Raw genomic sequence first — 24,181 nt, 5'->3', positions numbered from 1 at the left:
CATCACATGGTTCAACGTGCTGGCAGCGCCGACCTTCCGCTTCATGGCGGCCGTGTTCCCCGGTGGCTCGGCGAGCGCATGACCCGGCTTGGCGCGGTCATCACCGAAGCGATCGTCATCCACTATGGACGCGACGAGTTGTTGAGCCGCTTGGCCCACCCTTTCTGGTTCCAATCGTTCGGCGCCGTGATGGGAATGGACTGGCACTCCTCCGGTATTACCACCAGCGTCATCGGCGCCTTGAAGCGTGGGTTGACCCCAATATCAGGCGATCTTGGTATCCACGTCTGCGGTGGCCGAGGCAGAAGCTCGAGACAGACGCCAGACGAGCTCGTTGCGATCGGAAATCGCGTCGGCATTGATGGGCTTGCCCTTGCCAGAACGAGCAGGCTTGTCGCCAAGGTCGACAGCGCCGCAGTTCAGGACGGTTTCGATCTCTACCTGCATGGGTTTATCGTTACGGATGACGGCAAGTGGGTTGTCGTCCAACAGGGCATGAACGGCGATAGACGTCAGGCTCGGCGCTACCACTGGCAATCAGAGGGACTCAAGAGCTTTATCGATTCCCCACACGCGGCAATCGAGGGGCGCCAACAGGGCGAGATCGTCAATCTCGCAGATCACCGGGCCGACGCCTCGCGAAAAGGGCAGCTCGATCTTCTTGCCGATTTCGGGCCGGATCGCATTGTGCGGGAGATGATCGCGATCGACCCGCCGCGCGCGAAGAAAGAACTCGCGCAGCCCATGCTGCCGCATCTTATCATGCCGGCACATCACGACGTCCGCGAGGAGGACGTGAACATGAAACGGCTGCATGGCACGCTGGCCGCCGCTGCCGATCGTGGTCCGAAGGACTTCGAGGAACTTCTCCTGACGCCGGGTGTCGGCGCTCGGACAGTTAGTGCACTCGCCATGGTGGCTGAAGTCGTCCACGGTGCGCCGTGCCGCTTTTCCGATCCAGCCCGCTTCTCGCTCGCCCACGGCGGCAAGGACCGGCATCCATTTCCCGTGCCGATCAGGGTCTATGACGAAACCATCAATGTCATGAAGTCGGCCGTTGGTCGGGCGAAGCTCGGTCGCGAAGAGGAATTGCAGGCGCTGAAGCGTCTGGATGATCAGGCGCGACGGCTGGAGCAATATGTGACCGGCCCGGACCTCAAGGAAATCGTTGCCGGTGAATTTTCGCGCTCACACGAATGGGGCGGCCGCAGTGTCTTCGGATGGGAACCGCCGCAGGACGAGTTGACCAACGCGACCACCAAGAAAGATCGGACCGGGTAGGGCGATCCAGCCGATTTCTGCTCTATTCAAAGTACGACAATCGTAGCGATATCAACGTTTTAACCTTATATCTTGGTGTCGTTTGGTAAGACGATCACTCACTTCGCGAACCGGTCTCCGCTTGATTGAGCTTTCCCGCCAAGGGCTTCGCTTCGCCGGCGAGCCTCGCGGCTAGGAAGTCGATAAACGCCCTGACGCGCGCGGCCAGATGCTCGTGCCCGGCATAGACGGCGTGGATCACCTCCATATCACCGGGATTGAAGTCTTCCAGAACGGGAACGAGCAGACCGGCCTCGATGTCGCGCTGGACGTGAAACCGCCCGACGCGACCGAGGCCGGTGCCCGACAGGCAGAGTTGCTTCATGACGAGGCCGCTGTTGACAGAAGTGTTGCCCGTGATCGGCAGACGATAGGCGTCGCTCGAGCCCTCGTCTTGAAACGGCCACTCGTTGAGGCGTCGCTGGAAGTTGAACGTCAGGCAGTTGTGCCGCGCCAGATCGTCCGGATTCCGCGGCATGCCATGCGCCTGCACATAGGACGGCGAGGCAATGATGACGCGACGGCTTTCCAACAGCTTCCGCGCTTTCAGCGCCGAGTCGTTCATTGTACCGGATCGGATGGCGATATCTGTGCGCTCCTCGATGAGTGCGATCACGCCATCGGTGAGTGAAATATCAAGTTCGACCTCGGGATAGAGGGCCAGGAAGTCAGGTACGAGAGGCAAGAGATAGCGCTCGCCGAAGCCCAGCGACGCGTTGATGCGCAACGGCCCGCGGGGAACGACCTTTCCCCCGCTGGAGATGAGCTGTTCAATGTCCGTGATTTCGGCCAGGACGCGCTTGGCCCGGGCAAGATAGATCTCGCCCTCGGGAGTCAGAGTGACGATGCGGGTCGAACGGACCACAAGGCGCGTGCCGAGCCGATCTTCGATCCGGGTAATGAGCTTGCTGACGGCAGACGGTGACAGGCCGAGCCTCCGGCCGGCGGCGGAAAAGCTCTGCAGTTCGGCGGCAGCCACGAAGACCTCCATTTCTCCGGCGCGGTTATCCATCTTCGCCTTCTTTGTGAATTGAATTCAAAAGTATTTATCCAATGCCCTCGATTATCATGCAAGTCCTCGTGCCTCATATTGCAGGCAACCAGTCAATCCGCGGCAACGCCGCTTTGAAAATGCCCTGCTGGATATGCGGGCATAGAGGAACTTGTCATGCCTTTAGCCATCCTCGCCTTGACGATCGCGGCTTACGCGATCGGCACAACGGAGTTTGTCATCGTCGGTCTCCTGCCGACCGTTGCCAATGACCTCCACATCACCCTCCCACTCGCCGGCCTGATCGTCAGCGTTTACGCCCTCGGCGTCACCTTCGGCGCGCCAATCCTGACCGCTCTCACCGGTAAGATCGAACGAAAGCCTTTGCTGCTCGGCCTCATGGCCCTGTTCATCGTCGGCAACACCGCCGCGGCACTTGCACCGAGCTACGAGATCTTGCTCGTCGCCCGCGTGCTGGCAGCCTTCGCTCACGGCGTCTTCTTCTCCGTCGGCTCCACCATCGCGGCTGATCTGGTGCCGGAAAATCGCCGTGCTTCGGCCATCGCCATGATGTTCATGGGATTGACTGTCGCCATCGTCACCGGCGTTCCGATGGGAACCTATATCGGCCAGATTCTCGGCTGGCGGGCCACGTTCTGGGCGGTCGCGGCCCTTGGCATTATTGCCTTTCTCGCGATCGCAATCCTTTTGCCTAGGAATTTGAAGAAGGCAGCTCCCGCCAGGTTCATCGACCAGGTTCGCGTTCTCGGCTCCGGGCGCCTGCTCATCGTCTTTGCGATGACCGCACTTGGATATGGCGGCACATTCGTGGCTTTCACGTTTCTGGCGCCGATCCTGCAGGAAATCACCGGCTTCTCCGAGCGCAGCGTGAGCCTCATCCTGGTGCTCTACGGCCTTGCAATCGCCGTCGGCAACATTGCGGGCGGCAGGATTGCCAACAACGATCCGGTCAAGGCGCTAATCGGCCTCTTCATAATGCAGGCGATCGTGCTGATTATCCTGACCTTCACCGTGACATCGCCGGTTCTGACGATCGTAACGCTTGTGGCGCTCGGCTTCCTCCAGTTCGGCAACGTGCCCGGCTTGCAGCTTTATGTCGTGCAGCTCGCCAAGGAACATCGCCCCGGCGCGGTCGATGTTGCCTCTGCGCTCAACATCGCGGCCTTCAACCTCGGCATCGCGATCGGCGCCTGGCTCGGTGGCCTCGTGGTCGAGTCGCCGCTGGGACTTGGTGCCACGCCATGGGTGGGAGCCATTCTTGTCGTCGGAGCGCTGCTGCTCACGATCTGGAGCGGTGCACTCGATCGACGCGGCGTCTCGGTACTGAAGGCAGCCTGATCCGCTTGGAGGCAAGCGCCCCCATTCCTATCCGCCAGACACGCCTGGTGCCCTTTACCCTCGCCCCAAAGCTCACATCGAGCGCCCGTTTACATCCCGGAGACAACCCTAATGCATACAGTAACCGCCAATGGCGCACCCATCCCCGCTCTAGGCTTCGGCACCTTCCGAATCCCTGGCAACGACGTTCTCAGAATCGTGCCGCATGCGCTGAAGCTTGGCTTCCGCCACATCGATACCGCGCAGATCTACGGGAACGAGGCTGAAGTCGGCGAGGCAATCGTCACCTCAGGCATTGAGCGCCGCGACATATTCCTGACCACCAAGGTATGGGTCGAGAATTACAAGCGCGAGGCTTTCCGGAAGTCGGTCGACGAGAGCCTGGAAAAGCTCAAGACCGATTACGTCGACCTGCTTCTGCTGCACTGGCCGAATGATAAGGTCTCTCTCGCCGAGCAAATCTCGGCGCTCAACGACGTGAAAGAGGGGGGCAAAGTTCGCCATATCGGCGTCTCCAACTTCACGACTGCGCTGATGGCCGAAGCGCGCGCCCTCTCCAAGGCGCCGCTCGTCACCAACCAGATCGAATACCATCCCTATATCAATCAGGACGTCGTCATTGCCGCGGCGAAGGCAGCCGGCATGTCGGTGACGGGTTACTTCGGCATGGCCGATGGCAAGGTCTTGTCGGATCCGATCCTGCAGAATATCGGCGCAAGCCACGGCAAGACGGTCGCGCAGGTCGTGTTGCGCTGGCTTGTGCAACAGGATGGCATCATCGCGCTCTCCAAGACGGTCAGCGAGGCTCGTGTTGCCGAAAACCTGGCGATCTTCGATTTCAACCTATCGCCCGACGAAATGGCTGCGATCCACTCACTCGCCAAGGCCGACGGACGGATCGTCTCGCCTGATGGACTCGCGCCGAACTGGGATAAGGCTGCCTGAAACAGCGAGCAAGAGTTCCGTACCCGCGAACTTCATTCCCCTGGAGGTGTCAAAGCAATCGCCTGACGCCTCCCTGTGTTGCGGTTTGACCGACAAAATTCTGTGCTAGTCTGCAGCAAGCTTGGCCGTGTCGGGGAGACGCATGGACGGAACACATCTCTTCGAACTGGTGATCGCAATGTTCCTTGCGATCATCGCCCTTCATTACCTCGCCCACAGGCTAGGGCTGCCTCCATCGGTTGCATTGCTCGCGGGCGGCGCGACCCTTGCCTTCGCTCCAGGCCTGCCGGCGATCACCGTCGATCCGGAACTGGTACTGGTCATATTCCTTCCGCCGCTGCTTCTTGACGGCGCCTGGTCGATCGCCGTTGCGCGGTTGCGGCGGCACATGGTGGGCATAGCCTCGCTCGCAATTGGTGCCGTCCTCTTCACGACCGTGGTGATCGCAGTCGTGGCTCACCTTCTGATGCCGGCCCTTCCCTGGGCTGCTTGCGCTGCCCTTGGTGCCATCGTATCGCCGCCAGATGCCGTGTCGGCCCGGGCAGTGCTCGAACGGGTGAAGCTGCCACGCCGTCTCCAGATCCTCCTCGAAGGCGAGAGCCTGCTGAACGACGCAAGCGGCCTGGTGCTTTTCAGGTTCGCGGTTGCAGCCGCCGCAACGGGGACCTTTAGCCCCACCAGCGCCATCGGCAATTTCTTCCTCCTCGCCTTTGGAGGCGCGCTGGTCGGCGCCGTCGTCGGGATTGTATGGGTGAAATTCGTCCGTCGTCTCGGCGACGAATACCTCATTATCGCAGCGACGACGCTTCTCGCGTGGATCTCATACCTGCTTGGCGAGTTTCTGCATGTTTCCGGCGTAATAGCCACCGTGACGACCGGGCTGATCGCGACGTGGCACCAGCATACTGTTCTGTCCGCGGCCACGCGCATGCGCGGATCGTCGTTCTGGGCAGTCTTCGTCTTTCTCATGGAAGCCTCCGTGTTCATCCTGATTGGCCTGTCGCTCCGAGATGTGGTGGAGCGTGGTGGAGGGTTCGGCCAACTAGCCGAAACGATGGCGCTGCCGGCGCTGGCAATCCTGCTCGCGCTCCTTATCGCACGCTTTGCATGGATATTCGGATCCGAGCTTGTCATTCGGATTTGCAGCAGTCTCGGCCTCGCGAGAACCCGACCGATAGGCGGGGGAGGGGCCGTCGTTCTCGGATGGGCCGGCGTGCGTGGGGTTGTGACCCTAGCGCTGGCACTGAGCTTGCCTCAGGATTTCCCCAGCCGCGACTTCATTCTCGTCATGGCCTTCGCCGTGATCGTCGGGACGGTCCTGGTGCAGGGCACGACGCTTGGCCGGGTGATCAGCTGGGCCGGCCTCATCGAGACTGAGTCCGAAAAAGCCCGGATGACAATGAGCCAGGCCGAAGCGGCGATGGCGCAAGTGCAGTTCGCGTCGGTGCGCAATCTGGCCTACGATGGCGATGGGAAACTCATCCATCCGCAACTGCTTGAACGATACCAGCGCAGAGCGACGGCAATCGTCGACTATGCCGCCCGCACCGAAGACTACCAGCCGATGCTTCATGCACATTTCGACGTCGTGCTGGAAGCCGTCGCCGTCGGACGGAAGGAGCTCATTCGCCTCCATCGGGCAGGCGAGATCGACGACGAGACCCTACAGGAGCTCGAGCGAGATCTCGACCTGGAAGAACTGAGTGCTATTTCCGCGAAGGCCTGAGCGGGATATTGGTGCCGACCTCATGCGGCCTTGCGCATCATGGCGGCCGCCATCGAATAGCCGCCATCCATGCCGTCGAGGAAGTGACGGTGCGCATGGGGGCTGGACGACGGCACGAAGCAGGTCATGATCGCATGCGACTGGCAATGAAGGCCGTAGGTGAGCTCGCCGCGACGTTCTGCAGCCTGGAGCATCGACCGCACGATTTCGACTTCCTCCAGCGAGCAGTCGACAGTGAGGCGAAGCGCATCGTCATACTTGCGGAAGTCGGAGTTCTGGGCGGCTGTTGACCAGATCTCAGCATTGATCCTGCCGCTCTTTGGATCCTCTGCCGGGCGTTCTTGCGGAAGCGGTATAGAACTACGCGGATCGCGATCGAACACCTCTACGATGCGCTTCGCGAGATGGGTGAAATCCGCACTTTCCTCGCTCTGCGGTGCAGCAAGCAGGGACAGGATCGTCCCGTTTCTGTTGGCAAACGGTGCCCAATCGCAGGAAAGGCCTGTCAGATCAGGAGCGTCGACGCTCCCTTCTATGTCCTTGGGAGACTGGATGCGTCCGAGCTTCAACTGCTCCTCCATCCAGCGGATTCCACCCCCTGAGAACATGGTGTAGGTCACATTGCGTGATGCGGCGTAAGGTGCGATCCGGACATCGTGGCCATTGGCGCGAATCTCGCGCAGGGTCATCAAGCCGGCGCGCATCTCCAGCCCGAGCTCCCGTTCCGCGTAGGCCGCGACCTGACGAAGCGCCATCTCCGCCGTGCCCCGGGCCGTCGCCTGCACGGCGAAAGCTGCGCCATCTCCCCCGAAGGTGAATGGGAAATCGAAGGTTCCCAAGGCATTGCCGAGAGCTGCGATGATCGCAACACCTGCGAAGTTTACATCGCGGTAGCGCCCCTGTCCGATGACCTCCGTGGAATGGACGATGTCAGTCATTCCGATCAGCCAGTTTTCGGGAAGAGGTTCGTAGGCGGACTGATCGAGCACGCTTGCGAACTCGCTGTAGGCACGCTCCCTGTTTGTCAACGATGCGATCATGATCTGGCTCCGGAAGCAGGTGTTTAGAGCCGCGGTTGCGCGGCGGTTTCGAGGGTCACCTAAACCAGAGGGAGTTGTCCGGCATATATCCGGATCGGGCCAATTTTATATGGAAGCGTAAGCTCGGACCCATCTGAAACATTAGAATACAAATTTCCCCGTCGAAGCCGGCGTATCTCGCCTGGTCCGAGGCTAAACGGCGCTGCCTTCCGTTCCCTGCGTTGACGCAACGTTCTCCGGCTCCGCAGGGCCAACCTGCGGAACCGGCTCACTCTGACGCATTCGCGCGTCGTGTGCTTCGCGACCTATGAAACGACCTTTATGCGCCCCTTCATGTTTGGATGGTAACGACAGAAGTAGTCGACGGTGTCCTGACGTGTGACGGTGTGCGTTGCGCTCTTGCCCGGCTGAATGATGACCTCCCAACCGCCTTCCACCGTCGCGGTATGCTCGAACGGATCCTTGTTGGTCCATTCGATGATGTCGCCAACCTTCACTTCGAGGTCAGCCGGAACGAAGGCAAGATCCTCGACCGTCACATGAACCGTGCCGTTATGCGCGCGAGCGGACGCAGTCCGGATCACGGTGAACGCAGCCGCCATCAGGACTTGCCTTCGGTTCACGTCGCCAACGGTCATTTCAGCTCCATCGCCATGTGTTCCGCATGCTGCTGATGTCCTTCGAACAACTTGAGCCCTGTCTCCAGCAATCCCTTCAGTTGCTTGTTTTCCGCGGACGGGATGAGCAGTGTCTTCAGCGCGCCGTTGACCTGTTTATGGTAGGCAACCTCGTTGTCGATGTATGCCTTGTCGAATGCCGCGCCGTCGAGCTTGCTGAGTTCAGCCTGCTTGTCCTTGGCTGCCTTGGTGAGCGCTTGGCTCGTCGCGTTGTCCTCGGGCGTCACGTTCAGCTTTTTGACGAGAGCGAGAGCCTGCTCATTGACCGCTTCGTGATCCTTTTCCATCGATTGGGCGAAGGACTTCACGTCCTTGTTCTTTGTTTTCGACAGGGCGAGCCTCGCCGCATCGATGTCGATGACGCCGGCGGTGTAGGCGATATGGGCAATCTGCGGGTCAGACGGCTTGTCTGCGGCCAAAGTCGGGACGGCAGACAAACAAGCAAAGCTTGCAGCGGCGAGCAGGGAAGGGATGATTTTCATGAGAGCCTCCTTAGCACCGGAAGACCGGCACCTGTTTCAACGAGACATTTGATGCCGCGCCGCTAAAGAGGTTCCCGACCATCCTGCAGGCCGAGTTTACCGATCACTGTTTCCGTCAGGCGTTCACAGCGTGATCCCGCAAACGGGAATGCATCCATCAGAACCGGGCCTATTCTTTCCTCCAATCGCTCCCGGATCAGTTTCCTGGCTCGATGAAGCCGCGTCTTGATAGTGGCCGGGGCAACGTCGAGAAGCTCTGCAGTCTCCTCAACCGACAACCCCTCGATAACGCGAGCCATGAAAACCACGCGGAAATCCTCGGGAAGTGCATCGGTTGCCTCCTCGACAAGTTGAAGAAGCTGTCGTTGCGCCATGGTACGCTCCGGATCGACGGTGGCTGCGGGAGAAGGGAAGGGAATGACTTCCGACTCTACGCTGCCCGGTGATGGGCCAATCCGTTTCAGGGTCTTTTGTGACCGAAGCCGCATGAACGCGGTGTTCAGCGCGATGCGTGAAAGCCACGTCGCAAACGATGCTTCGCCGTTGAATGCGGAGAGATGCGAAAATGCGTGAAGATAAGTCTCCTGCAGGGCCTCTTCCGCATCCAGGCTGCTCCGCAGCACTGCCCGCACCAGCCGATAAAGGCGCTGGTTATGCTCCCTTATGATGGCACGAACGGCTTGCGCATCGCCTTCGGACGCGCGTCGGACAAGTGCCAGTTCTGTGTCATCGAAAGAGCGGTGCTGGGCTTTGGGCGCGGGCATGTCTCATCTCCTGTTGGCAAACTTATTCGATGCCGCGCCGACGACAAGGTTCCCGTGTCATCAGCGTTTAGAAGTTCGCGGTCGATCGGGCCAGGAGCACCGCAGCATTTGCATAGCTGCGTTGCACAAAAAATGTTTTCCAAGTGGTCAAAAAAAGTGCATAACGCCTACAGCTGATGCACATGGCGGCTTTCCTCCCAGTTCCGCCGCAGCAGCTGTTCCCCTCTGGAGGTTTTTGACCTTCACACCTTATGGGCCGCGGTTTTCCGTCGGCCCTTTTTTCTTTTGTTCACCGGCCGACTCATCGAGCGGTCCTCCGCCGCTGCAATCGCCCCGAATCAGGCCCCGTGTGGCAGCATTCCCGCACACTCCCTCAAAACGTCCTGCTGTTCTTGAACTGCCACACAAGTGTGATTACGAGGAGCTGTTCTCTTGCCGTCTGGATGCGTCGCGTGCCCAATTTCCCGTTCTCCGTAGCCGATCCCGTTCAATTTCAAAGCCCACTGCCGAAATCGTCAGATGTCGTCATCATCGGCGGTGGCGTTATCGGTGTGACCACAGCGCTTTTCCTTGCGAAACGGAATATTTCCGTAACGCTTCTCGAAAAGGGCCGTATCGCGGCCGAGCAATCGTCGCGGAACTGGGGATGGATCCGAAAGCAGGGACGAGATGCGGACGAATTGCCAATCGTCATCGAGGCGTGCCGACTTTGGCGGGAGCTTGCGGAGGAGACCGGCGAAGATATCGGCCTCAACGAGACCGGCGTGACTTATCTGGCGAGTTCCGACAAGGAATTGGCAGGCTTCGAGGCCTTCATGCGGATCGCCGCTGCTCACGATCTCGACACACGCCTTATCGATTCCATTGAAACATCAGGTATCATCCGAGGCATGTCCAAGCGCTATGCCGGAGCGATGACGACACCATCCGATATGCGGGCTGAACCCTGGCTGGCGGTGCCTGCGCTCGCGCGACTGGCAGCGCGGCTGGGGGTGACGATGATCGAGAATTGCGCAGCACGCGCACTCGACGTCTCGGCAGGAACAATCAGCGGCGTATGGACGGAGGCCGGTCGCATTGAAACCTCCACCGTCCTCGTTGCCAGTGGTGCTTGGTCGTCGCTCTTTTTGCGAAAGCACAATGTGGTGATCCCGCAGTTGAGCGTCAGGGCGACCGTTGCTGCGACCGAACCCTTGCCCGAGGTCTACAAGGGCGCCGCTATCGAGCACGGCATTGCGTTTCGACGGCGGCAGGATGGCGGCTATACACTGGCGGCGGGTGGGAGCAATCTGCTCTATGTCGGGCCCGACGCATTCCGGCACGCCACCAAATACCTGCCGGCTCTCATGGCCCATCCCGCTGGAACCCGGTACCACCCGCTTGCGCCTACGGGATACCCCGACGGCTGGGCGACACTACGCGATTGGTCTCCGGATAGCGAAAGCCCGTTCGAACGGATGCGGGTACTCAACCCCGCTCCGGTCCGCTCAAGTCTCGATGCAATCGAGCGCAACTTCCCGGCGCTTTTCCCGAATCTTGGAAAAGTGCGCCTTAAGGCGACCTGGGCGGGCATGATCGATGCGATGCCCGACGTCGTTCCTATCATCGATCGCGTGCCTGCTATCGCCGGTCTTTTGGTGGCTACAGGGATGAGCGGTCACGGCTTCGGTATCGGTCCCGGTGTTGGCCGGGTTGTCTCCGACATGATCCAGGGCAATTCGATCGGCCACGATCTCCGCCGTTTCCGTTTCGATCGCTTCAGCGATGGCAGTCCGATCCGACTGGGGCCGGCGATTTAGTATGTTTTACGAGGTTCTTTTATGACTTTTGGAAAAACCACCGCGAGCCCTCTAGTGGGTATTGCGCTGGCGTCCGCGGGATATGCCTGCTTCGCGTTGCAGGATGCCTTGGTGAAATGGCTTGTGGCCGATTATGAGGTTCCGCAGATCCTGTTCATGCGCAGTCTGGTGATCGTGCTGGTGACCGGTGTGCTTCTGCGCTATCGCCGTCACCCCTCGATCTTCAAAAGCCCTTATCGGAACACGGTCGTTCTTCGCGCCGCCCTCATGCTTATCGCGTGGCTGCTGTTCTACAATGCTGCGCGTCATATCGGCCTGGCGGAGCTCACCACACTCTATTTCTCGGCTCCGATCATCACGATTTTCCTGTCGATCATCGTTTTGAAGGAAACCGTCGGGGTAGGGCGCTGGATCGCCGGCGTGGGAGGTTTCGTCGGCGTGTTGGTCGCGGCCAATCCGACACATTCCCCGAACCTCATCCCAGCCGCCATGTGCATCGTGGCGGGCCTTTGCTGGGCATGGAGCACGATTCTTGTCCGGCTGGTCAGCCGAAGCGAAAGCACGCTGACGCAGATGTATGCCACGAGCCTGCTGTTCGGCCTCGCATGCGCAGTCTCGTTCCCGTGGATATGGAAAACACCCGACGCCACCGGCTGGATGCTGATGATTGCGCTCGGTGTGGTCGCAACGATTGGCCAGTTCCTGCTTTACGAGGGCTTTCGCCATGCACCAGCCTCCGCGCTCGCGCCGGTGGAATATACGGGGCTCATCTGGGCGTTCGTTTATGGCTATGCGATCTGGGCTGAAATTCCGACGCCCAACGTCTTTGTCGGTGCGCTTCTGATTGTCGGATCCAGCATCGTGCTTGTCGCCTGGGAACGGCGGCTGGTGATCTCGGCACGCAAGCCCGCGTCGCAACAATAAGGCGACCTTCGAACGCGCACGGCGGAACCGCCGACCTCGCAGAGCCGTTTGCATCGCATGCCTTCAGCAGAGTGATGTCGTATGGATTCTGGCGCGCCGGTGATGTCGGTTTTTTGTCGAATATCTCGCCGGATTGAGGTGGGATATTAAGGTATCGGCGCTATTCGTCGCTCGTGCCCCCCCAAGGATTCTCCGATGAATAGAACCATTGCCCTTGCACTGCTCGCATTCACCATTCCCGCTTTCGCCCATGCGGCAACGCTGAAATTCCCAAGCGACGCGCCCATCGCCAGCATTACCATCCCCGACAGCTGGGGACCCAGTGAAACAGAGAGCGGCATCGAAGCGACGTCGGCCGACTCGGCTGTCTATCTTTCCGCCGATGTCGCCGACAACGGCTCGATCGAAAAGGTCGTCTCCGACGCTGTGGATTTCCTGACGAAGAACGGGGTCAACATCGATCCGTCAACGCAGAAAGACACGCCGGTCACCGAGGTGAACGGCATGAACATGACGACGATCGAGTGGGACGGCAAGGACGAGGACGGCCCCGTCAGCGTCGGTCTGCTCTTCGTGCAGACATCTCAGAACAAGGCACTTGTCGTCACCTATTGGGGCAACAAGGGCGAGGAAGACAAGCACGACGCTGAAGTGAAAGCGATCGTGGCGTCCATCAAGCCGGTCAATTGATCGGGCGAGGCAGCGAATTCGGTTCGATGCCTTTTTCTAACCTGCCGACAAGCGTCTCTCGGTCTTCGCGTCGAAGAGATGCACCTTGCTGAGATTCGGCTGAAGCGAGATTGTATCGCCCGCGTGGAGATTCAACCTTTCGCGAACCGTAGCGACGATGTTCGTTCCGGCGAGAGCCGCGGTGATCTGCGTCTCGGCGCCTGTTGGTTCGACCACGGCAACTTCGCCCTGTGCTCCGCCCTGATTTATGAAGATGTGCTCCGGACGAATGCCGTAGATCACTTCCTGTCCTCGCGCCGCGGGCGTATTCTCCAGGATCGGCAGCCGCGGGCCACCGTCGGCGATGAATTCGATAGGCCCATCGGCGCTAACTTTGCCTTCTATGAAGTTCATGCCAGGCGAACCGATGAAGCCGGCGACGAAAAGGTTCGCGGGCCGATCATAAAGCTCCAGGGGTGACCCGATCTGCTCGACATAACCGTCGCGCATCACGACGATCCGGTCGGCCATCGTCATCGCTTCGATCTGATCGTGCGTGACGTAGATCGTGGTCGTCTTCAGCCGCTGGTGCAGCTGCTTGATCTCGGAGCGCATCTGTACGCGCAGCTTGGCGTCAAGGTTGGAGAGGGGTTCGTCGAAGAGGAAGACCTGAGGTTGGCGCACGATTGCCCGTCCCATGGCGACACGCTGCCGCTGACCACCCGACAGGTTTCTCGGATAGCGCTCCAGCAGGCTCTCCAGACCGAGGATTTGCGCAGCCTCACGAACGCGCTGCCGTATCTCTTCCTTCGGCGCCTTGGCCAACCTGAGCGAAAAGCCCATGTTCGCCTCGACCGTCATGTGAGGATAGAGCGCATAGGACTGGAAAACCATGGCGATGTCGCGCTCCTTCGGAGCAACGTCGTTGACCACGCGGCTATCGATTGCGATGCGCCCGCTGGAAATTTCCTCTAGTCCGGCGATCATGCGCAGCAGTGTGGATTTGCCGCAGCCGGAGGGGCCGACAAGGATCACGAACTCCCCATCCCGGATGTCAATATCGACCCCATGCAGCACTTCGAAATGACCGTAGTTCTTGCGAGCGTTTGTGACGCTTACTGATGCCATGACCGCCTCCGGCGAGATTGATTTTAAAGCGAGTGATGATTGAGCTCGGCTGTGGCCCTAGAGTAAGGGCTTAGGGCGAGGTCGATAGCCGCGAGGCAGAGATCGCGAGCAAATGGCGCAACGGCTCCTGATACTACCTGCGGATAGACCCGGCCGAGGTGCTGGCTGATCAGGGTTTCTGGGATCGACTTGGGAAGCTTCTTGAGCAGATCTTCGATCGCGTCCGACGCACGGCGGTCCGGCCAGTAATATCGGATTCGGTCGCTGTAGCTGAAATGACGCTGCAGACGCTGCTCTTCCTCGGTCCCGCTATAGTGACCGGACCAGTGAACCGGGCGATCCAGCATGACCTTCTCCATGGTGGCGGGCAAGGAAGTCGACCGCGATTGAACGTCCAGCTGATTGGCAATCGCCGCCAGGCCATAGAGGGCTTCTCTCAGGGCGAAGGTCAGGCCGGGGCCAACCTTCAAAATCCCGAAGCCGTCATCCACCAGTGCCCTGAGTTCGGCGGTCGGTTGATAATCGGTAGAATGAGCTTCGAAGAGCAGGCCGGGCATTTCCGTCAAAGCGGCGGCGAGGCTCCGGGCCTTGTCGGGCTTGTAAAGCACGACGTTCTCGTTGCCGAATTCGACGCCGGGCTGCACGACGATACCGATCACCCGCTCCAGCGCGGACTGCACACCGGCAGCCGTGAAGGCTTGCCTGTGAACCCTAAGCGTTGCAAGTGCTGCTTCGGGCCGCGTGACGTCGAGCTCGTCCAGCGCATGAGTTGCTCCGCCGGGTGGCGGAACCTCGGTTCCTATGACGTAAACTGGCGGCCGGCGACCGATACGCTCCGCGGTGGCTTCGGCGACTACCGTCAATCGTGCGGCTCTTGCGGCGGTCAATTCGTCGGCCAGAGCCGGCACCTCGCCAGCGCATCCCATGGACGTATCCAGGTGCAGCTTTTCGAAACCGGCCTCTACATAGGCAGCCACCATCAACTCGGCACGGCGCATGGCTTCGTCGGCAGGCAGGGTTTTCCACGGGTTCGGCCCAAGATGATCACCGCCGAGGACCACCAGATCCACGTCGAAGCCGACGTCCGCAGCAATGCGCTCGATGAAATGCCGGAAGTCCGCCGGCGACATGCCGGTGTATCCGCCCTCGTGGTTGACCTGGTTGCAGGTCGCCTCGATCAGCACCGCACGCCGTTCGGAAGAGGCCCGCCGCAGCGCTGCCTCGATCACCATGGGGTGGGCGGAGCAGACGGAAGTGATCCCGCGTGGCAAGGGGATCGCTCTTTGTCCGAGAAGCCGTCCCAGGGCGACGCGCCGGTTTTCTTCGAACGTGTCGCTCATGCCAATGTCACGACCTTGGTGAGATGACGGGGGGAGATGGTATCGATGCCACGTGCCTGAGCGGCACGTTCACCGAGGATTTGCAGCGCCGGCAGCATCACCAGCCCCTCCAGCCGCGGACCTGTCTCGACCGCAAGTTCGATATCGCCCGGTCCACCAAGGCCGATCACGAAGGCGCCTTTTTCACGCAGCTCTTCGACGAGCTTTGCTTCGGCGACCTTCTGGTCGGGGCTGTAAAGCATCACGGCTGCCGTCTTTTCGTCGACGAGACTGATGGGCCCGTGCCTGTATTCGAGCGGATGGAAAGCCTGTGTCATCACCTGGCTCATTTCCATGAGCTTGAGAGCTCCTTCGGAGGCAATCCCGAAGAGAGGGCCGCTACCAAGAAAGACCACATGGGAGCGCTGGTGAACGCTGTTGGGCAGGGCGCCATCGAGGGCCAGTGCCAGCTGACGCGCGGAGGCGACGACTGAAGCTGACACCGTCTGACCGATCATTTGCAGGCCGAGCAAAAGCATCAGGCTTGCCGACACCGTCATGACGATGCCTTCGTCAGTGTGTGTCGCCGAGGCGACCACCTGATCGCTGTTCCGGGCAAGCGAGCTGTCCGCTTCGACCGTCAATCCGGTTACAAAGGCACCGGCTTCGCGGCTCGCCTTGGCGGCAGCCACCGTTTCCGTCGTCTCTCCACTTCGCGAGATCGCAACGACATGGGTCTTTTGCCACTCGGGCCAGTAGAACGCCGGTCCGTTCAGCCATTCAGCGCCGGGAACAGCAATCGCCTTGTAACCGGCCCGGTTTGCATAGGCGGCAAGCGCCAGCGCCAGGTAGTACGACGTGCCACAGCCGACATAGACGAGCAGGTCGCGTCGTTCCGTAGCTCCGTTCGAGCCCAGCGCCTTTTCCCAGAATGGGAATTGCTCGAGGATTACCTTTTCGGTCGTATTCATGTTGTCTCCGTTTACTTAACCGAACCGGCCAGCAGACCGCTGACGAGATACCGGTTGAGAAAAATGACGACGAGGGCAGGGATGACGATCGCAATGGATCCGCTGGCCGTAATCAGCCCGTAGTCGATGAAATTCTTCGTGACGAACTCGGGAATGAGAACCGTCAGCGGTTTGGTGGCCTGCGGCGAGAAAATCAGGGGAACGAGATACTGACCCCAGGCGCCGAGGAAGGTCAGGATGGCTGCCGCAGTCAGGCCCGGACCGGCCAGTGGCAAGACGATGTTGAAGAAGATGAAGAGACGACCGGCACCGTCGAGTTGCGCAGCTTCCTCCAACGCTAACGGCAGTGCCTCGAATACGCTTCGAAGCAGCCACAGCGATAGCGGCAGGTAGGCGGATACATAGATAAGGGCGACGCCCACATATGTATCGACCAGATGCATCTTGATCATGATCTGGTAGAGCGGGATCAGAACCGCGTATGCGGGGATCGCCAGCGTCGCGACAACAGCCGCAAAAAGTGTCTGGCGTCCCGGAAAGCGCATGCGCGTGAACGCATAGGCTCCGAGGGCGGAAATTGCGACGCAGAGGATCGTGGCGGCTGCCGAGGTAATGACACTGTTCACAAGTGCCGCGCGAAACTGCTTCCACACCTCGACACCGCCAATGCGATCGATGTTCACGCCGAGCAGGCGCGAGTAGTGGTCCAGGGTGAAATGCTGCGGGAAGAAGTTGATCGGTCTGGTCGAGAAGTCCTCCGTCGGGGTGACGGAGCTTGCGATGGTCCAGTAAATCGGGCCAAGGGACCACAGGAGCAAGAGACCGACGCCGGCCCAAATCAGCAAACGATAGAGGAGGCTGGGTTTCATCAGTCGAACCGTGTGTTGCGATAGACGCGAAGGACGTAGATGAGCGAGACGAGCAGGGAGACGAAGGTGATGACCACCGACAGCGCCATGCCGTAGGAGAACCGAAGGTTCTGGAATGTTTCCAGGTAGATTTGAACGAGGATGGGTCGTGTCTCCAGGCTGGAGCCCGCAAGCACCCAGGCCTCGTCGAAGAGATTGAAGGCGTTCACCGTTGCGTTGGTCATTGCGACCGCAATGGCGCTGCGCACCAGCGGAAGCGTGACGAGGGCAAACATCTGCGGCCGCGTGGCGCCGTCGATACGCGCCGCCTCATAGAGATGAGCGGGGATGCTCTGCATGGCCGCCAACACGATCACGATCGTCAGCGGCATCATGCGCCACACATGCACGACGGTTACCGCAATGAGCGCGCTGGTGCGATCGTTGAACCAGACGTGATTATCAAAGGGCAACCCCATTGCGGACAGGATACCGTTCAGCAGTCCAGCGCCCGGCTGATAGATCCACAACCATATGACAGAGTTGACCACCCCCGGCAGCGCCCAGGGAAGAATGACCGCGGCCAGAACCCATTGTCTGCCGGTCCTGAGCTGGTTGATCAACGCGGCTGCGAGAACACCAAAAACAGTCTCGGCAACGACGGCCAACGCGACATAGATGAGCGTGTTGGCCCAGGTGGTCGCAAGCTGGCCGTCAGACAGCATTCGTGTGTAGTTTTCCAAACCGACGAACGGCGTGCCGGCCTGCATCGGATTGACCCGGTGAAAGCTGTCCCAGAGGGTGCGGCCCATCGGGTAGAAGACGAGCGCCGCCATGGTGACGACGATCGGCAGGACGAGCAGGATACCGAGGCTGATGTCGGCATTTAAGCCGACACCCCGCTTGTTGAGCGCCCCTTCGGAGGCGGCAACGGTCATTGTGCCATTGCCTGCTTGGCAGCGTAAGCGATGCTTTCGACAGCCTGGTCGACGGTCATCTGGCCCTTGGCCGCGCTGTTGATCGCGGTGTTCACACCGCTGGAAAACTGCGGGTACCAAGGAGGCGTACCCTGCGGGAACAGCGCCTCAACCGTTTTGGATTGCGCGACCAGCGCGTCGCCGCTGTTGAGCTTGCCTTCCGAATTCAGGTCGGAAAGGGCCGACGTGCGAGTAGGCAGGAAGCCGTTCTCGACGTTCTTTTTCTGGAACTGCCGGGTGGTGAACCACTTCACGAAGGCGACAGCTGCTTCCTTGTTTGGCGAGACATTGGGGATCGCAAGCGCCTCGGGCAGGCCGAAGCTGCGGGTGGTGCCGCTCTCCGTTGGAACCAGGATCGCTTCGACCTGGCCCGCGACCTTCGATTGCTTCGGATCGTTCATCTGGCCGAGGCGACCGGGTTCACCGGAGATCATGATGCTGGTGATCCCCTGAGCAAACATGCTTTCGTTGATCTGGCTGTCCTTCAGGCCAGTCGATGCGGGATCAACAAGGCCCTCCTTCAGCAGCATCAGTTCGAACGCCAGAGCCTTGTAACCGGCGGAATCGGGCTTCGTGAAAAGCGGGTTGAAATCCTTGTCGAACAACTCGCCGCCGAACGCCTTCGTCAGCAGGTACCAACTCGTGGATGCGCCTTCGGTCGCCGACAAGGGCAGGCCAACCGGATAGGTCGAGATGCCTTTTTCCTTGATCTTCTTCGCCGTCGCGACGAGCTCGTCCAATGTCTTCGGCATCTGCGTGATGCCAGCATCCGCAAAGTGCTTCTTGTTGACCAGCATCACACGGAAGTCGTTGGTATAGGGTACGCCGAGCAATTTCCCGTCGACAGTGAAGATTTTGGCGACGCCGATATCGCTGACCGTATCCGCATCGATCACGTCGTTGAGTGGCATGTACCAGCCGGCGGCGCTGAACTGCCCTGTCCAGGACCAGTCGAATTCCGTCACATCGGCTGGTGCGGTTCCCGCCACCAGTGCGGTGACCAGCTTGGGTCGGATGTCGTCCCAGGAGAGTGTCTGCAGATCGACGTGAATACCTGTTTCAGCTTCAAAATCGGCGGCGATGTTTGGCCCCTGCGGCGAGGGCATAAGGACCGTGATGCTCTCTCCCTTCAGAGGCTTGGAATCTTCCGCCCCTGCCGGAACGGCGGCAAGCAGCGCGGCTGAGGCAAGCAGTGGCATGATAATTCTACGCATGTTCCCATCCTTCGTTTTTATTGATGCTTCGGATTTCGTGACTGCGGGATCGCCTCCCTGAGCGAGATGGCGACATTTTCGACCCAACGGTCATCAACGGACCAGTCGAGGAGTTTGGCAGCGGCCAGAAGCGCGCCACCGATAGGAGGAAGCCGGGGGGTAATCGCCGCGCTGCCGATACGGCGCTCAAGCGCTTCGAGCAGGAAGTGGCTCGCGAATGTGCCGCCCGCATAGGTCCAATCGGCACCCGGGCCGCAGTGGCCAGCGATTGCCTTGTGGTGTTTGGCGAGTTCGTCGGCGGCACGCTCAAGCAACCCGAGGGCAACGTTATCGCCATTCCTCGCCGATTGGTCGACGACCGCCGACAACGCAGCAATGCTCGGCCGTGGTTTCGAAAGCGATGTTGCCCAATCGCCGAGCGCATTCATCGCATCCGACAGATCAAGGTCCAGATGGTCGAATACGGCTTGTGCTAAGTTCGTTGGTTCAGAACGCCCGTCGAGACTTTGGCTGACCAGCTGAAGCGCGAGCCGCCCGATCCAATAGCTGCTACCCTCGTCACCGATGACATCGCCCCATCCGCCTGTGCGTACCGAGCGCCCTTCGGTGTCTCGCGCCCAAGCCATGGATCCGGTCCCGGAGAGCACGAGAACGCCAGCACCGTCGGCAAAGGCGCCGAGGTGGGCCGCTTCCACGTCGTTCAGTATCGCTGCCGGTACGCCCGGGAAGATCTGCGCGATCGCCTGCTCAAGCAAAAGCGACAGATGCGTCACTTCACCATAGACGGGCAGACCTGCAGCGACCGCCGCCAGTTGCCGCCCGCGAAACGGCACTGTGCACTGCTCCAGTTCGGCCCGCCATTCGGGATTGTCCATTGAGTTGACGCCGCCGCCCAGCTCGGTGGCGAGCACTCTTCCACCGCGGTCCATAAGAGTGACAAGCGTCTTGGTTCCACCACCATCAATACCAAGGATCAACTCGTCGCTCACTGTTTTGCTCCAAGATCAGCCAAGGTGGTTTCAACGCCCATTTCCACAAGCTGAGACCGCCACTGCGGGGTCAGCCCTGTGTCGGTGATCAGCTTTGCGCTGCCCAACGGGGCAACCTTATAGGTCGCCATCGTTCCGAATTTTGATGCGTCCGCCAGCACATATCGGTTCGCCGACCGCGTCAGCATTCGTCGATTGAGGCTCGCCTCGGCACTGTCCACGCTGTAGATCGCACCGTCCGGGCTGATCGCACTGGCACCGAGGAAGAGTTGATCAAACCAGATGGTCTCCAGCATCGCCTCCGCTTGAGGGCCGACGAGAGAAGCATTTTCGCTGCGCAGTTGACCGCCAAGCAGAACCACGTCCAGGTTGGGAATGTTCAGGAATTCCTGAGCGACGATCAGGCCGTTGGTAAATATCCGCAACGGCATCGGGTTGATGCGGATCAGACGCGCGAGTTGCAGAACCGTCGTGCCAGCATCGAGGAAGATCGCAGTCCGCGGCAGCAGCAGATCGTAGGCAGCATTGGCGATGGCGCGCTTGGCGGCGAGTTGGCGCTTTTCACGCTCCTGAAAGGCAAGCTCAACCGAGGAACCCTCGGCGATACGGGCGCCGCCATGGACGCGATCGATAACGCCGTCCTGTTCCAGGACCTGCAAATCGCGCCTGATGGTCGCGAGCGACGCCTGCACTGCATCGGCGAGATCCTGGATGGTTGAGAAGCCATTCGCGTAGAGATGACTGCGAATGGCATCAAGCCGATCCGTTTTTACCCCGCCGCTCTGGTTCACGATGCCCTCCCTCCGGCTACTATTGCGTCAGCTTTCCATTGCATTCGATCACTGTCAATCATATTTATGATCTTTTTTGACGTTTTCTTACGTATGACCGGAAGCCTTGGCCAGAGCCGACGGCGCTTGTGCGCCGGCGTCTCCTAGGTCGTGTGCAGATCAATGGTATTTCGGAAGAAGGTCGCCGTGCTCTTCGATCAGGTCGTCGACCAGATTCCAGATCTGATCCGGAGAGAGTTCCGCCGATGTATGCGGATCGAGCAGCGCCGCCTGATAGATACGATCGCGCTTTTTCGTCAGAGCGGCTTCGACGGTCAATTCCTGCACTGAAACGCTCAACCTCATCACGGCGGCTAGTTGCGAGGGTATGCGCCCGATCCGGGTTGGCTGAATTCCGTTTCTGTCGACGTGGCAGGGCACTTCTACAATGCATTCCGGCGGAAGGTTTTCGATCAGGCCGTCGTTCGGTACGTTGCCGTAGACGAGCGCGGGCTTGCCCGTCACCGCCGCATGGATAATGCCGGCAGCGTATTCGTTGCTCCTGCAGACCTCGATCGGCTTGCCGCCTTCGAGATCCCTCCTCAAGGCATGCCACTCGCCAATCTGGACCTCGCAGCGACGGATGTATTCGTCCAGCGGGATGTTGAACTGCTCTATCAACTCCGGTTGACGGCCCTTGATGTACCAGGATGTGTACTCGGAGAAGTGCTCGCTGGACTCGGTGACGAAGTGGCCGAGCCTCTTCAGCACATCGAAGCGGATCCGGTCGTCCTGCGGAACGCGCCCGTTCCCTGCCAGCGCCTTCAGGCGCGGATAAAGGTCCTCCCGCTTCCCGTCCGCATACCGTTTTTCGTATTTCAGGAAGAACGCGACGTGATTGATGCCGGCGGAGACGTAGTTGATGTCGGCGATATCCTCACCAAGGCATTGCGCCAGGTGCCCCGCCGTATGCTGGACACTGTGGCAAAGCCCGATATTTCGAATCTGGGGCGATATTTCCTTGATTGCCCAGCAGTTTATCACCATCGGGTTAACGTACTGCATCAACAGAGCATCGGGGCAAACCTCCTCCATATCGCGGCATATTGCTTCCAGAACCGGAATGGTTCGCAACCCGCGGAAAATGCCGCCGATCCCGAGAGTGTCCGCGATCGTCTGTCTCAGCCCATATCTTTTCGGAACGTCAAAATCCGTGACGGTCGCGGGCTTGTAGCCGCCGACCTGCATCATCAGGATAACGAAATCGGCATCCCGCAATGCGTCACGCCGGTTGAGCGTTGCCTCGATACGCACTGATTGCAGCGCCAGCGCATCGCAAATGCGGCGAGCGACGATCGCGGATGTCTTCAGGCGCTCCGGATCGATATCAAACAGGCTTATCGTGTAGGCGTCGTCCGATGGGGTCGAAAGCACGTCTCCCAGAATGTTCTGGGCGAAAACGGTGCTGCCAGCACCCACAAGGCATATCTTCGGCATATCGGGCTCCTAAAAATCAGCTCTGCCTCCTCAATGCCTCTTCCAAATCAGAATTTCTTCCTGATATTGGCCGGATTAGTCCCATATCAGAGCATTCGGCATGAAAGACAAAAACAACGGTCAACTGGACGAGTGGCTGGGCTCACTCAGCGCTTTCCTGATCGAGCGTCACATCGCAGACGCCATGCCGGCCGCGCATTGGCATGACCATGTCGAGATAAATCTGCTTCTTGAGGGGAGCATGACCTATCTTTTCAACGGACGGCAGCAGCAGGTGGAGGCTGGCCGCCTTGTTCTCTTCTGGGCAGCCATTCCCCATCAGACGATCGCCGTGACCGCGGATGCGCCACTCGTCTGCATCTATCTTCCGCTTGGAGAATTTCTCGCGCTACCAATCGACGGCGGCGCCAGACAGGCGATCATGCAGGGTGCATTCATCGTGGATCCGCAGCCGAGCGCGAGCACTCGATCACATGGTGCCGATTGGGCGAGCGAATGGGAGACGGCGACCAACATTAGGCGTGACCTTATTATCGACGAGGTCAAGGTAAGGGTGAGGCGGCTCATACTCGATTACGGGGAGCATCGGGGCGCATCGGCAAGCAACGTCGCGACGCCCGTCACGCCGGCAATCCGCTACGCGCAGCAGCTTACCGATCTGATCAACGTCCGCTATTCCCGCACATTGACGCTGCCCATGCTTGCGGGCTTTGCCGGCGTTCATGCAACGACCGCCAATCGCGCGTTTCGTGATGTGCTTGGCATCTCGGTCATGGAGTATCTGGCGCGGTACCGGCTCGCCCGCGCGATGCAGCGGCTCGCAGAGACAAACGAAACGCCGCTTCAAATCGCGCATGATTGTGGCTTTGGATCGGTCAGCCGCTTCTACGATACCTTCAAGGGGCGGACAGGCATGTCACCCCAGCAGTATAGGCGATCGCTACGCGGCACCCCCTAGTGTCGAACAGGACCCCGCAGGCTGCACAGTGCACGGCACTGACGCACGTTTCTCCACTAGCGCGCCGTGTCGTGCCTTTCGCTCTCAGCGTGGAACTTCTTCCGTTGTTGCAGGTTCGGTATGCACAGACTCAAGGAGGAATACGCATGTTCACGAAAATCATATCCGTTACGATCCTGTCTGTTGCAATGGCAACATCGGCCATGGCGCAGTCGTCCGGCGGGTCGAGCGGAACAGGTACATCCGGCAATTCGGGTGCCACCTCAAGCGACAGCCAGAACTCCACCGGCAGCGGCAACAATTCCAAGAACACCAATATGAACGGCCAAAACTCGGGTTCTTCGGGCGGTGACGCGAATGACTGCCAGCGTCGCGATGCGAGCGGAACGAACAATCCCTCGACCATGAACAAGACCGACTCAACGGACGCAGCAAACGCCTGCAAGTAGCGAATTGGCGCGATGCGGCGGTGCTGTGCGAAATGCACACGCCGCCACGCGTCAACAAGCAACGTCTCGTTCGGGGGAGAAGACTTTGACGAAAACCTTCAAAAGCGGTGACAAGGTTGCCTGGAATACCAGCCAGGGCGAGACCAAGGGTAAGGTGATCAGGAAGCAGACGGTTCCAACGGAAATCAAGGGCCACAAGGTCAAGGCCTCGCGCTCTAACCCCGAATACATCGTCGAGAGCGAAAAATCCGGGAAGAGAGCAGCCCATAAGCCTCAGCACTTAAAGCCCGCACGCTGAGCGGAAACGCACTTCTTTTGTAGCTTCCGTCTCATCGCCCTCCGCCGAGAAAACGGTCGGGGCGCTG

The 24,181-nt window shown here is 59.8% G+C and carries 24 protein-coding genes; 9 read left to right on the top strand and 15 right to left on the bottom strand.

The features are described from left to right. The first annotated feature begins 6 nt into the window (after nucleotides 1-6). Nucleotides 7-1,281: a DUF763 domain-containing protein gene (locus tag ASE04_RS14625; protein ID WP_056818432.1), complete on the top strand. Its 1,275-nt coding sequence runs from the start codon at nucleotides 7-9 to the stop codon at nucleotides 1,279-1,281. Between the two features lie 94 nt (nucleotides 1,282-1,375). Here the strand turns inward: ASE04_RS14625 and ASE04_RS14620 are convergent, their stop codons facing one another. Beyond that, the gene (locus ASE04_RS14620) at nucleotides 1,376-2,332 is read right to left on the bottom strand and encodes a LysR family transcriptional regulator (RefSeq protein ID WP_056818430.1); all 957 of its coding nucleotides are present in this window, start codon (nucleotides 2,330-2,332) and stop codon (nucleotides 1,376-1,378) included. 156 nt (nucleotides 2,333-2,488) lie between these two features. Here ASE04_RS14620 and ASE04_RS14615 point away from each other — a divergent pair, with 156 nt between their 5' ends. The 3 genes from ASE04_RS14615 (at nucleotide 2,489) to ASE04_RS14605 (ending at nucleotide 6,341) form a co-directional block, all read left to right on the top strand. Continuing rightward, a complete protein-coding gene (locus ASE04_RS14615) occupies nucleotides 2,489-3,670 on the top strand; it encodes an MFS transporter (RefSeq protein ID WP_056818428.1) in 1,182 nt (393 codons plus the stop codon). Between the two features lie 111 nt (nucleotides 3,671-3,781). Then, nucleotides 3,782-4,615: an aldo/keto reductase gene (locus ASE04_RS14610; protein ID WP_056818426.1), complete on the top strand. Its 834-nt coding sequence runs from the start codon at nucleotides 3,782-3,784 to the stop codon at nucleotides 4,613-4,615. Between the two features lie 142 nt (nucleotides 4,616-4,757). Continuing rightward, nucleotides 4,758-6,341 carry a Na+/H+ antiporter gene (locus ASE04_RS14605; protein ID WP_056818424.1) on the top strand — a complete coding sequence of 528 codons (1,584 nt, stop codon included), beginning with the start codon at nucleotides 4,758-4,760 and terminating at the stop codon, nucleotides 6,339-6,341. 20 nt (nucleotides 6,342-6,361) lie between these two features. Here the strand turns inward: ASE04_RS14605 and ASE04_RS14600 are convergent, their stop codons facing one another. The 4 genes from ASE04_RS14600 to ASE04_RS14585 all read right to left on the bottom strand — a co-directional run bounded on the left by ASE04_RS14600 (nucleotide 6,362) and on the right by ASE04_RS14585 (nucleotide 9,304). Continuing rightward, the gene (locus tag ASE04_RS14600) at nucleotides 6,362-7,381 is read right to left on the bottom strand and encodes a DUF3095 family protein (RefSeq protein WP_056818421.1); all 1,020 of its coding nucleotides are present in this window, start codon (nucleotides 7,379-7,381) and stop codon (nucleotides 6,362-6,364) included. Nucleotides 7,382-7,686: 305 nt separating this feature from the next. Continuing rightward, nucleotides 7,687-8,019 carry a cupredoxin domain-containing protein gene (locus ASE04_RS14595; RefSeq protein WP_082597349.1) on the bottom strand — a complete coding sequence of 111 codons (333 nt, stop codon included), beginning with the start codon at nucleotides 8,017-8,019 and terminating at the stop codon, nucleotides 7,687-7,689. Continuing rightward, nucleotides 8,016-8,540, bottom strand: coding sequence for a DUF4142 domain-containing protein (locus tag ASE04_RS14590; RefSeq protein WP_056818419.1), 525 nt, complete (start codon nucleotides 8,538-8,540; stop codon nucleotides 8,016-8,018). Before ASE04_RS14590 ends, ASE04_RS14595 begins: the two co-directional genes overlap by 4 nt. Before the next feature lie 62 nt (nucleotides 8,541-8,602). After that, nucleotides 8,603-9,304, bottom strand: coding sequence for an RNA polymerase sigma factor (locus ASE04_RS14585; RefSeq protein WP_056818416.1), 702 nt, complete (start codon nucleotides 9,302-9,304; stop codon nucleotides 8,603-8,605). A 452-nt stretch (nucleotides 9,305-9,756) separates the two neighbouring features. Between ASE04_RS14585 and ASE04_RS14580 the strand changes: the two genes are divergently transcribed. The 3 genes from ASE04_RS14580 to ASE04_RS14570 all read left to right on the top strand — a co-directional run bounded on the left by ASE04_RS14580 (nucleotide 9,757) and on the right by ASE04_RS14570 (nucleotide 12,717). Continuing rightward, nucleotides 9,757-11,103 carry an NAD(P)/FAD-dependent oxidoreductase gene (locus ASE04_RS14580; protein ID WP_156408795.1) on the top strand — a complete coding sequence of 449 codons (1,347 nt, stop codon included), beginning with the start codon at nucleotides 9,757-9,759 and terminating at the stop codon, nucleotides 11,101-11,103. Between the two features lie 21 nt (nucleotides 11,104-11,124). After that, nucleotides 11,125-12,027, top strand: a complete 903-nt coding sequence (locus ASE04_RS14575; RefSeq protein ID WP_056818412.1) for a DMT family transporter — start codon at nucleotides 11,125-11,127, stop codon at nucleotides 12,025-12,027. Nucleotides 12,028-12,222: 195 nt separating this feature from the next. Continuing rightward, entirely contained in the window at nucleotides 12,223-12,717 is a 495-nt protein-coding gene (locus ASE04_RS14570) for a hypothetical protein (RefSeq protein ID WP_056818410.1), read from the top strand. Nucleotides 12,718-12,753: 36 nt separating this feature from the next. Here ASE04_RS14570 and ASE04_RS14565 read toward each other — a convergent pair whose 3' ends face one another. From ASE04_RS14565 to ASE04_RS14525, 9 genes are all read right to left on the bottom strand, one after another. Further along, complete coding sequence (locus tag ASE04_RS14565; protein WP_056818408.1) at nucleotides 12,754-13,824, bottom strand: ABC transporter ATP-binding protein; 1,071 nt, start codon at nucleotides 13,822-13,824, stop codon at nucleotides 12,754-12,756. A 23-nt stretch (nucleotides 13,825-13,847) separates the two neighbouring features. Next, on the bottom strand, nucleotides 13,848-15,164 hold the full coding sequence (locus ASE04_RS14560; RefSeq protein WP_056818406.1) for a D-tagatose-bisphosphate aldolase, class II, non-catalytic subunit: 1,317 nt from the start codon (nucleotides 15,162-15,164) through the stop codon (nucleotides 13,848-13,850). Continuing rightward, nucleotides 15,161-16,114, bottom strand: coding sequence for an SIS domain-containing protein (locus ASE04_RS14555; protein ID WP_056818403.1), 954 nt, complete (start codon nucleotides 16,112-16,114; stop codon nucleotides 15,161-15,163). Before ASE04_RS14555 ends, ASE04_RS14560 begins: the two co-directional genes overlap by 4 nt. 11 nt (nucleotides 16,115-16,125) lie before the next feature. Beyond that, the gene (locus ASE04_RS14550; protein WP_056818401.1) at nucleotides 16,126-16,983 is read right to left on the bottom strand and encodes a carbohydrate ABC transporter permease; all 858 of its coding nucleotides are present in this window, start codon (nucleotides 16,981-16,983) and stop codon (nucleotides 16,126-16,128) included. Next, nucleotides 16,983-17,900 carry a carbohydrate ABC transporter permease gene (locus ASE04_RS14545; protein WP_056818399.1) on the bottom strand — a complete coding sequence of 306 codons (918 nt, stop codon included), beginning with the start codon at nucleotides 17,898-17,900 and terminating at the stop codon, nucleotides 16,983-16,985. Before ASE04_RS14545 ends, ASE04_RS14550 begins: the two co-directional genes overlap by 1 nt. Then, complete coding sequence (locus ASE04_RS14540; RefSeq protein ID WP_056818397.1) at nucleotides 17,897-19,153, bottom strand: ABC transporter substrate-binding protein; 1,257 nt, start codon at nucleotides 19,151-19,153, stop codon at nucleotides 17,897-17,899. The genes ASE04_RS14545 and ASE04_RS14540 overlap by 4 nt, the downstream gene beginning before the upstream one ends. Nucleotides 19,154-19,170: 17 nt before the next feature. Further along, nucleotides 19,171-20,142, bottom strand: a complete 972-nt coding sequence (locus tag ASE04_RS14535; protein WP_056818395.1) for an N-acetylglucosamine kinase — start codon at nucleotides 20,140-20,142, stop codon at nucleotides 19,171-19,173. After that, the gene (locus tag ASE04_RS14530; protein ID WP_056818393.1) at nucleotides 20,139-20,933 is read right to left on the bottom strand and encodes a DeoR/GlpR family DNA-binding transcription regulator; all 795 of its coding nucleotides are present in this window, start codon (nucleotides 20,931-20,933) and stop codon (nucleotides 20,139-20,141) included. Before ASE04_RS14530 ends, ASE04_RS14535 begins: the two co-directional genes overlap by 4 nt. 159 nt (nucleotides 20,934-21,092) lie before the next feature. Then, the gene (locus ASE04_RS14525; RefSeq protein ID WP_056818392.1) at nucleotides 21,093-22,409 is read right to left on the bottom strand and encodes an alpha-glucosidase/alpha-galactosidase; all 1,317 of its coding nucleotides are present in this window, start codon (nucleotides 22,407-22,409) and stop codon (nucleotides 21,093-21,095) included. Nucleotides 22,410-22,509: 100 nt separating this feature from the next. On the opposite strand from ASE04_RS14525, the gene ASE04_RS14520 reads away from it, so the two are divergent. Beyond that, nucleotides 22,510-23,367, top strand: a complete 858-nt coding sequence (locus ASE04_RS14520; protein WP_056818390.1) for a helix-turn-helix domain-containing protein — start codon at nucleotides 22,510-22,512, stop codon at nucleotides 23,365-23,367. A gap of 130 nt (nucleotides 23,368-23,497) precedes the next feature. Here the strand turns inward: ASE04_RS14520 and ASE04_RS30715 are convergent, their stop codons facing one another. Beyond that, entirely contained in the window at nucleotides 23,498-23,878 is a 381-nt protein-coding gene (locus ASE04_RS30715) for a hypothetical protein (RefSeq protein ID WP_156408794.1), read from the bottom strand. Nucleotides 23,879-23,901: 23 nt separating this feature from the next. On the opposite strand from ASE04_RS30715, the gene ASE04_RS14510 reads away from it, so the two are divergent. Then, on the top strand, nucleotides 23,902-24,114 hold the full coding sequence (locus ASE04_RS14510) for a DUF2945 domain-containing protein (protein ID WP_056818386.1): 213 nt from the start codon (nucleotides 23,902-23,904) through the stop codon (nucleotides 24,112-24,114). The last annotated feature ends 67 nt before the right edge of the window (nucleotides 24,115-24,181 follow it).

It is taken from the genome of Rhizobium sp. Root708, from assembly GCF_001429725.1.
Lineage (GTDB): Bacteria > Pseudomonadota > Alphaproteobacteria > Rhizobiales > Rhizobiaceae > Rhizobium.
This window is presented reverse-complemented; position numbering and strand designations above follow the sequence as displayed.

What these genes read in the sequence shown, in the direction of transcription:
- ASE04_RS14610 (WP_056818426.1), top strand. Translation starts at nt 3,782, where the DNA reads ATGCATACAGTAACCGCCAATGGCGCACCCATCCCCGCTCTAGGCTTC.
- ASE04_RS14575 (WP_056818412.1), top strand. Translation starts at nt 11,125, where the DNA reads ATGACTTTTGGAAAAACCACCGCGAGCCCTCTAGTGGGTATTGCGCTG.
- ASE04_RS14585 (WP_056818416.1), bottom strand. Translation starts at nt 9,304, where the DNA reads ATGCCCGCGCCCAAAGCCCAGCACCGCTCTTTCGATGACACAGAACTG.
- ASE04_RS14605 (WP_056818424.1), top strand. Translation starts at nt 4,758, where the DNA reads ATGGACGGAACACATCTCTTCGAACTGGTGATCGCAATGTTCCTTGCG.
- ASE04_RS14565 (WP_056818408.1), bottom strand. Translation starts at nt 13,824, where the DNA reads ATGGCATCAGTAAGCGTCACAAACGCTCGCAAGAACTACGGTCATTTC.
- ASE04_RS14625 (WP_056818432.1), top strand. Translation starts at nt 7, where the DNA reads ATGGTTCAACGTGCTGGCAGCGCCGACCTTCCGCTTCATGGCGGCCGT.
- ASE04_RS14570 (WP_056818410.1), top strand. Translation starts at nt 12,223, where the DNA reads ATGAATAGAACCATTGCCCTTGCACTGCTCGCATTCACCATTCCCGCT.
- ASE04_RS14615 (WP_056818428.1), top strand. Translation starts at nt 2,489, where the DNA reads ATGCCTTTAGCCATCCTCGCCTTGACGATCGCGGCTTACGCGATCGGC.
- ASE04_RS14545 (WP_056818399.1), bottom strand. Translation starts at nt 17,900, where the DNA reads ATGACCGTTGCCGCCTCCGAAGGGGCGCTCAACAAGCGGGGTGTCGGC.
- ASE04_RS14520 (WP_056818390.1), top strand. Translation starts at nt 22,510, where the DNA reads ATGAAAGACAAAAACAACGGTCAACTGGACGAGTGGCTGGGCTCACTC.
- ASE04_RS14620 (WP_056818430.1), bottom strand. Translation starts at nt 2,332, where the DNA reads ATGGATAACCGCGCCGGAGAAATGGAGGTCTTCGTGGCTGCCGCCGAA.
- ASE04_RS14560 (WP_056818406.1), bottom strand. Translation starts at nt 15,164, where the DNA reads ATGAGCGACACGTTCGAAGAAAACCGGCGCGTCGCCCTGGGACGGCTT.
- ASE04_RS14525 (WP_056818392.1), bottom strand. Translation starts at nt 22,409, where the DNA reads ATGCCGAAGATATGCCTTGTGGGTGCTGGCAGCACCGTTTTCGCCCAG.
- ASE04_RS14600 (WP_056818421.1), bottom strand. Translation starts at nt 7,381, where the DNA reads ATGATCGCATCGTTGACAAACAGGGAGCGTGCCTACAGCGAGTTCGCA.
- ASE04_RS14595 (WP_082597349.1), bottom strand. Translation starts at nt 8,019, where the DNA reads ATGACCGTTGGCGACGTGAACCGAAGGCAAGTCCTGATGGCGGCTGCG.
- ASE04_RS14590 (WP_056818419.1), bottom strand. Translation starts at nt 8,540, where the DNA reads ATGAAAATCATCCCTTCCCTGCTCGCCGCTGCAAGCTTTGCTTGTTTG.
- ASE04_RS14540 (WP_056818397.1), bottom strand. Translation starts at nt 19,153, where the DNA reads ATGCGTAGAATTATCATGCCACTGCTTGCCTCAGCCGCGCTGCTTGCC.
- ASE04_RS14555 (WP_056818403.1), bottom strand. Translation starts at nt 16,114, where the DNA reads ATGAATACGACCGAAAAGGTAATCCTCGAGCAATTCCCATTCTGGGAA.
- ASE04_RS14550 (WP_056818401.1), bottom strand. Translation starts at nt 16,983, where the DNA reads ATGAAACCCAGCCTCCTCTATCGTTTGCTGATTTGGGCCGGCGTCGGT.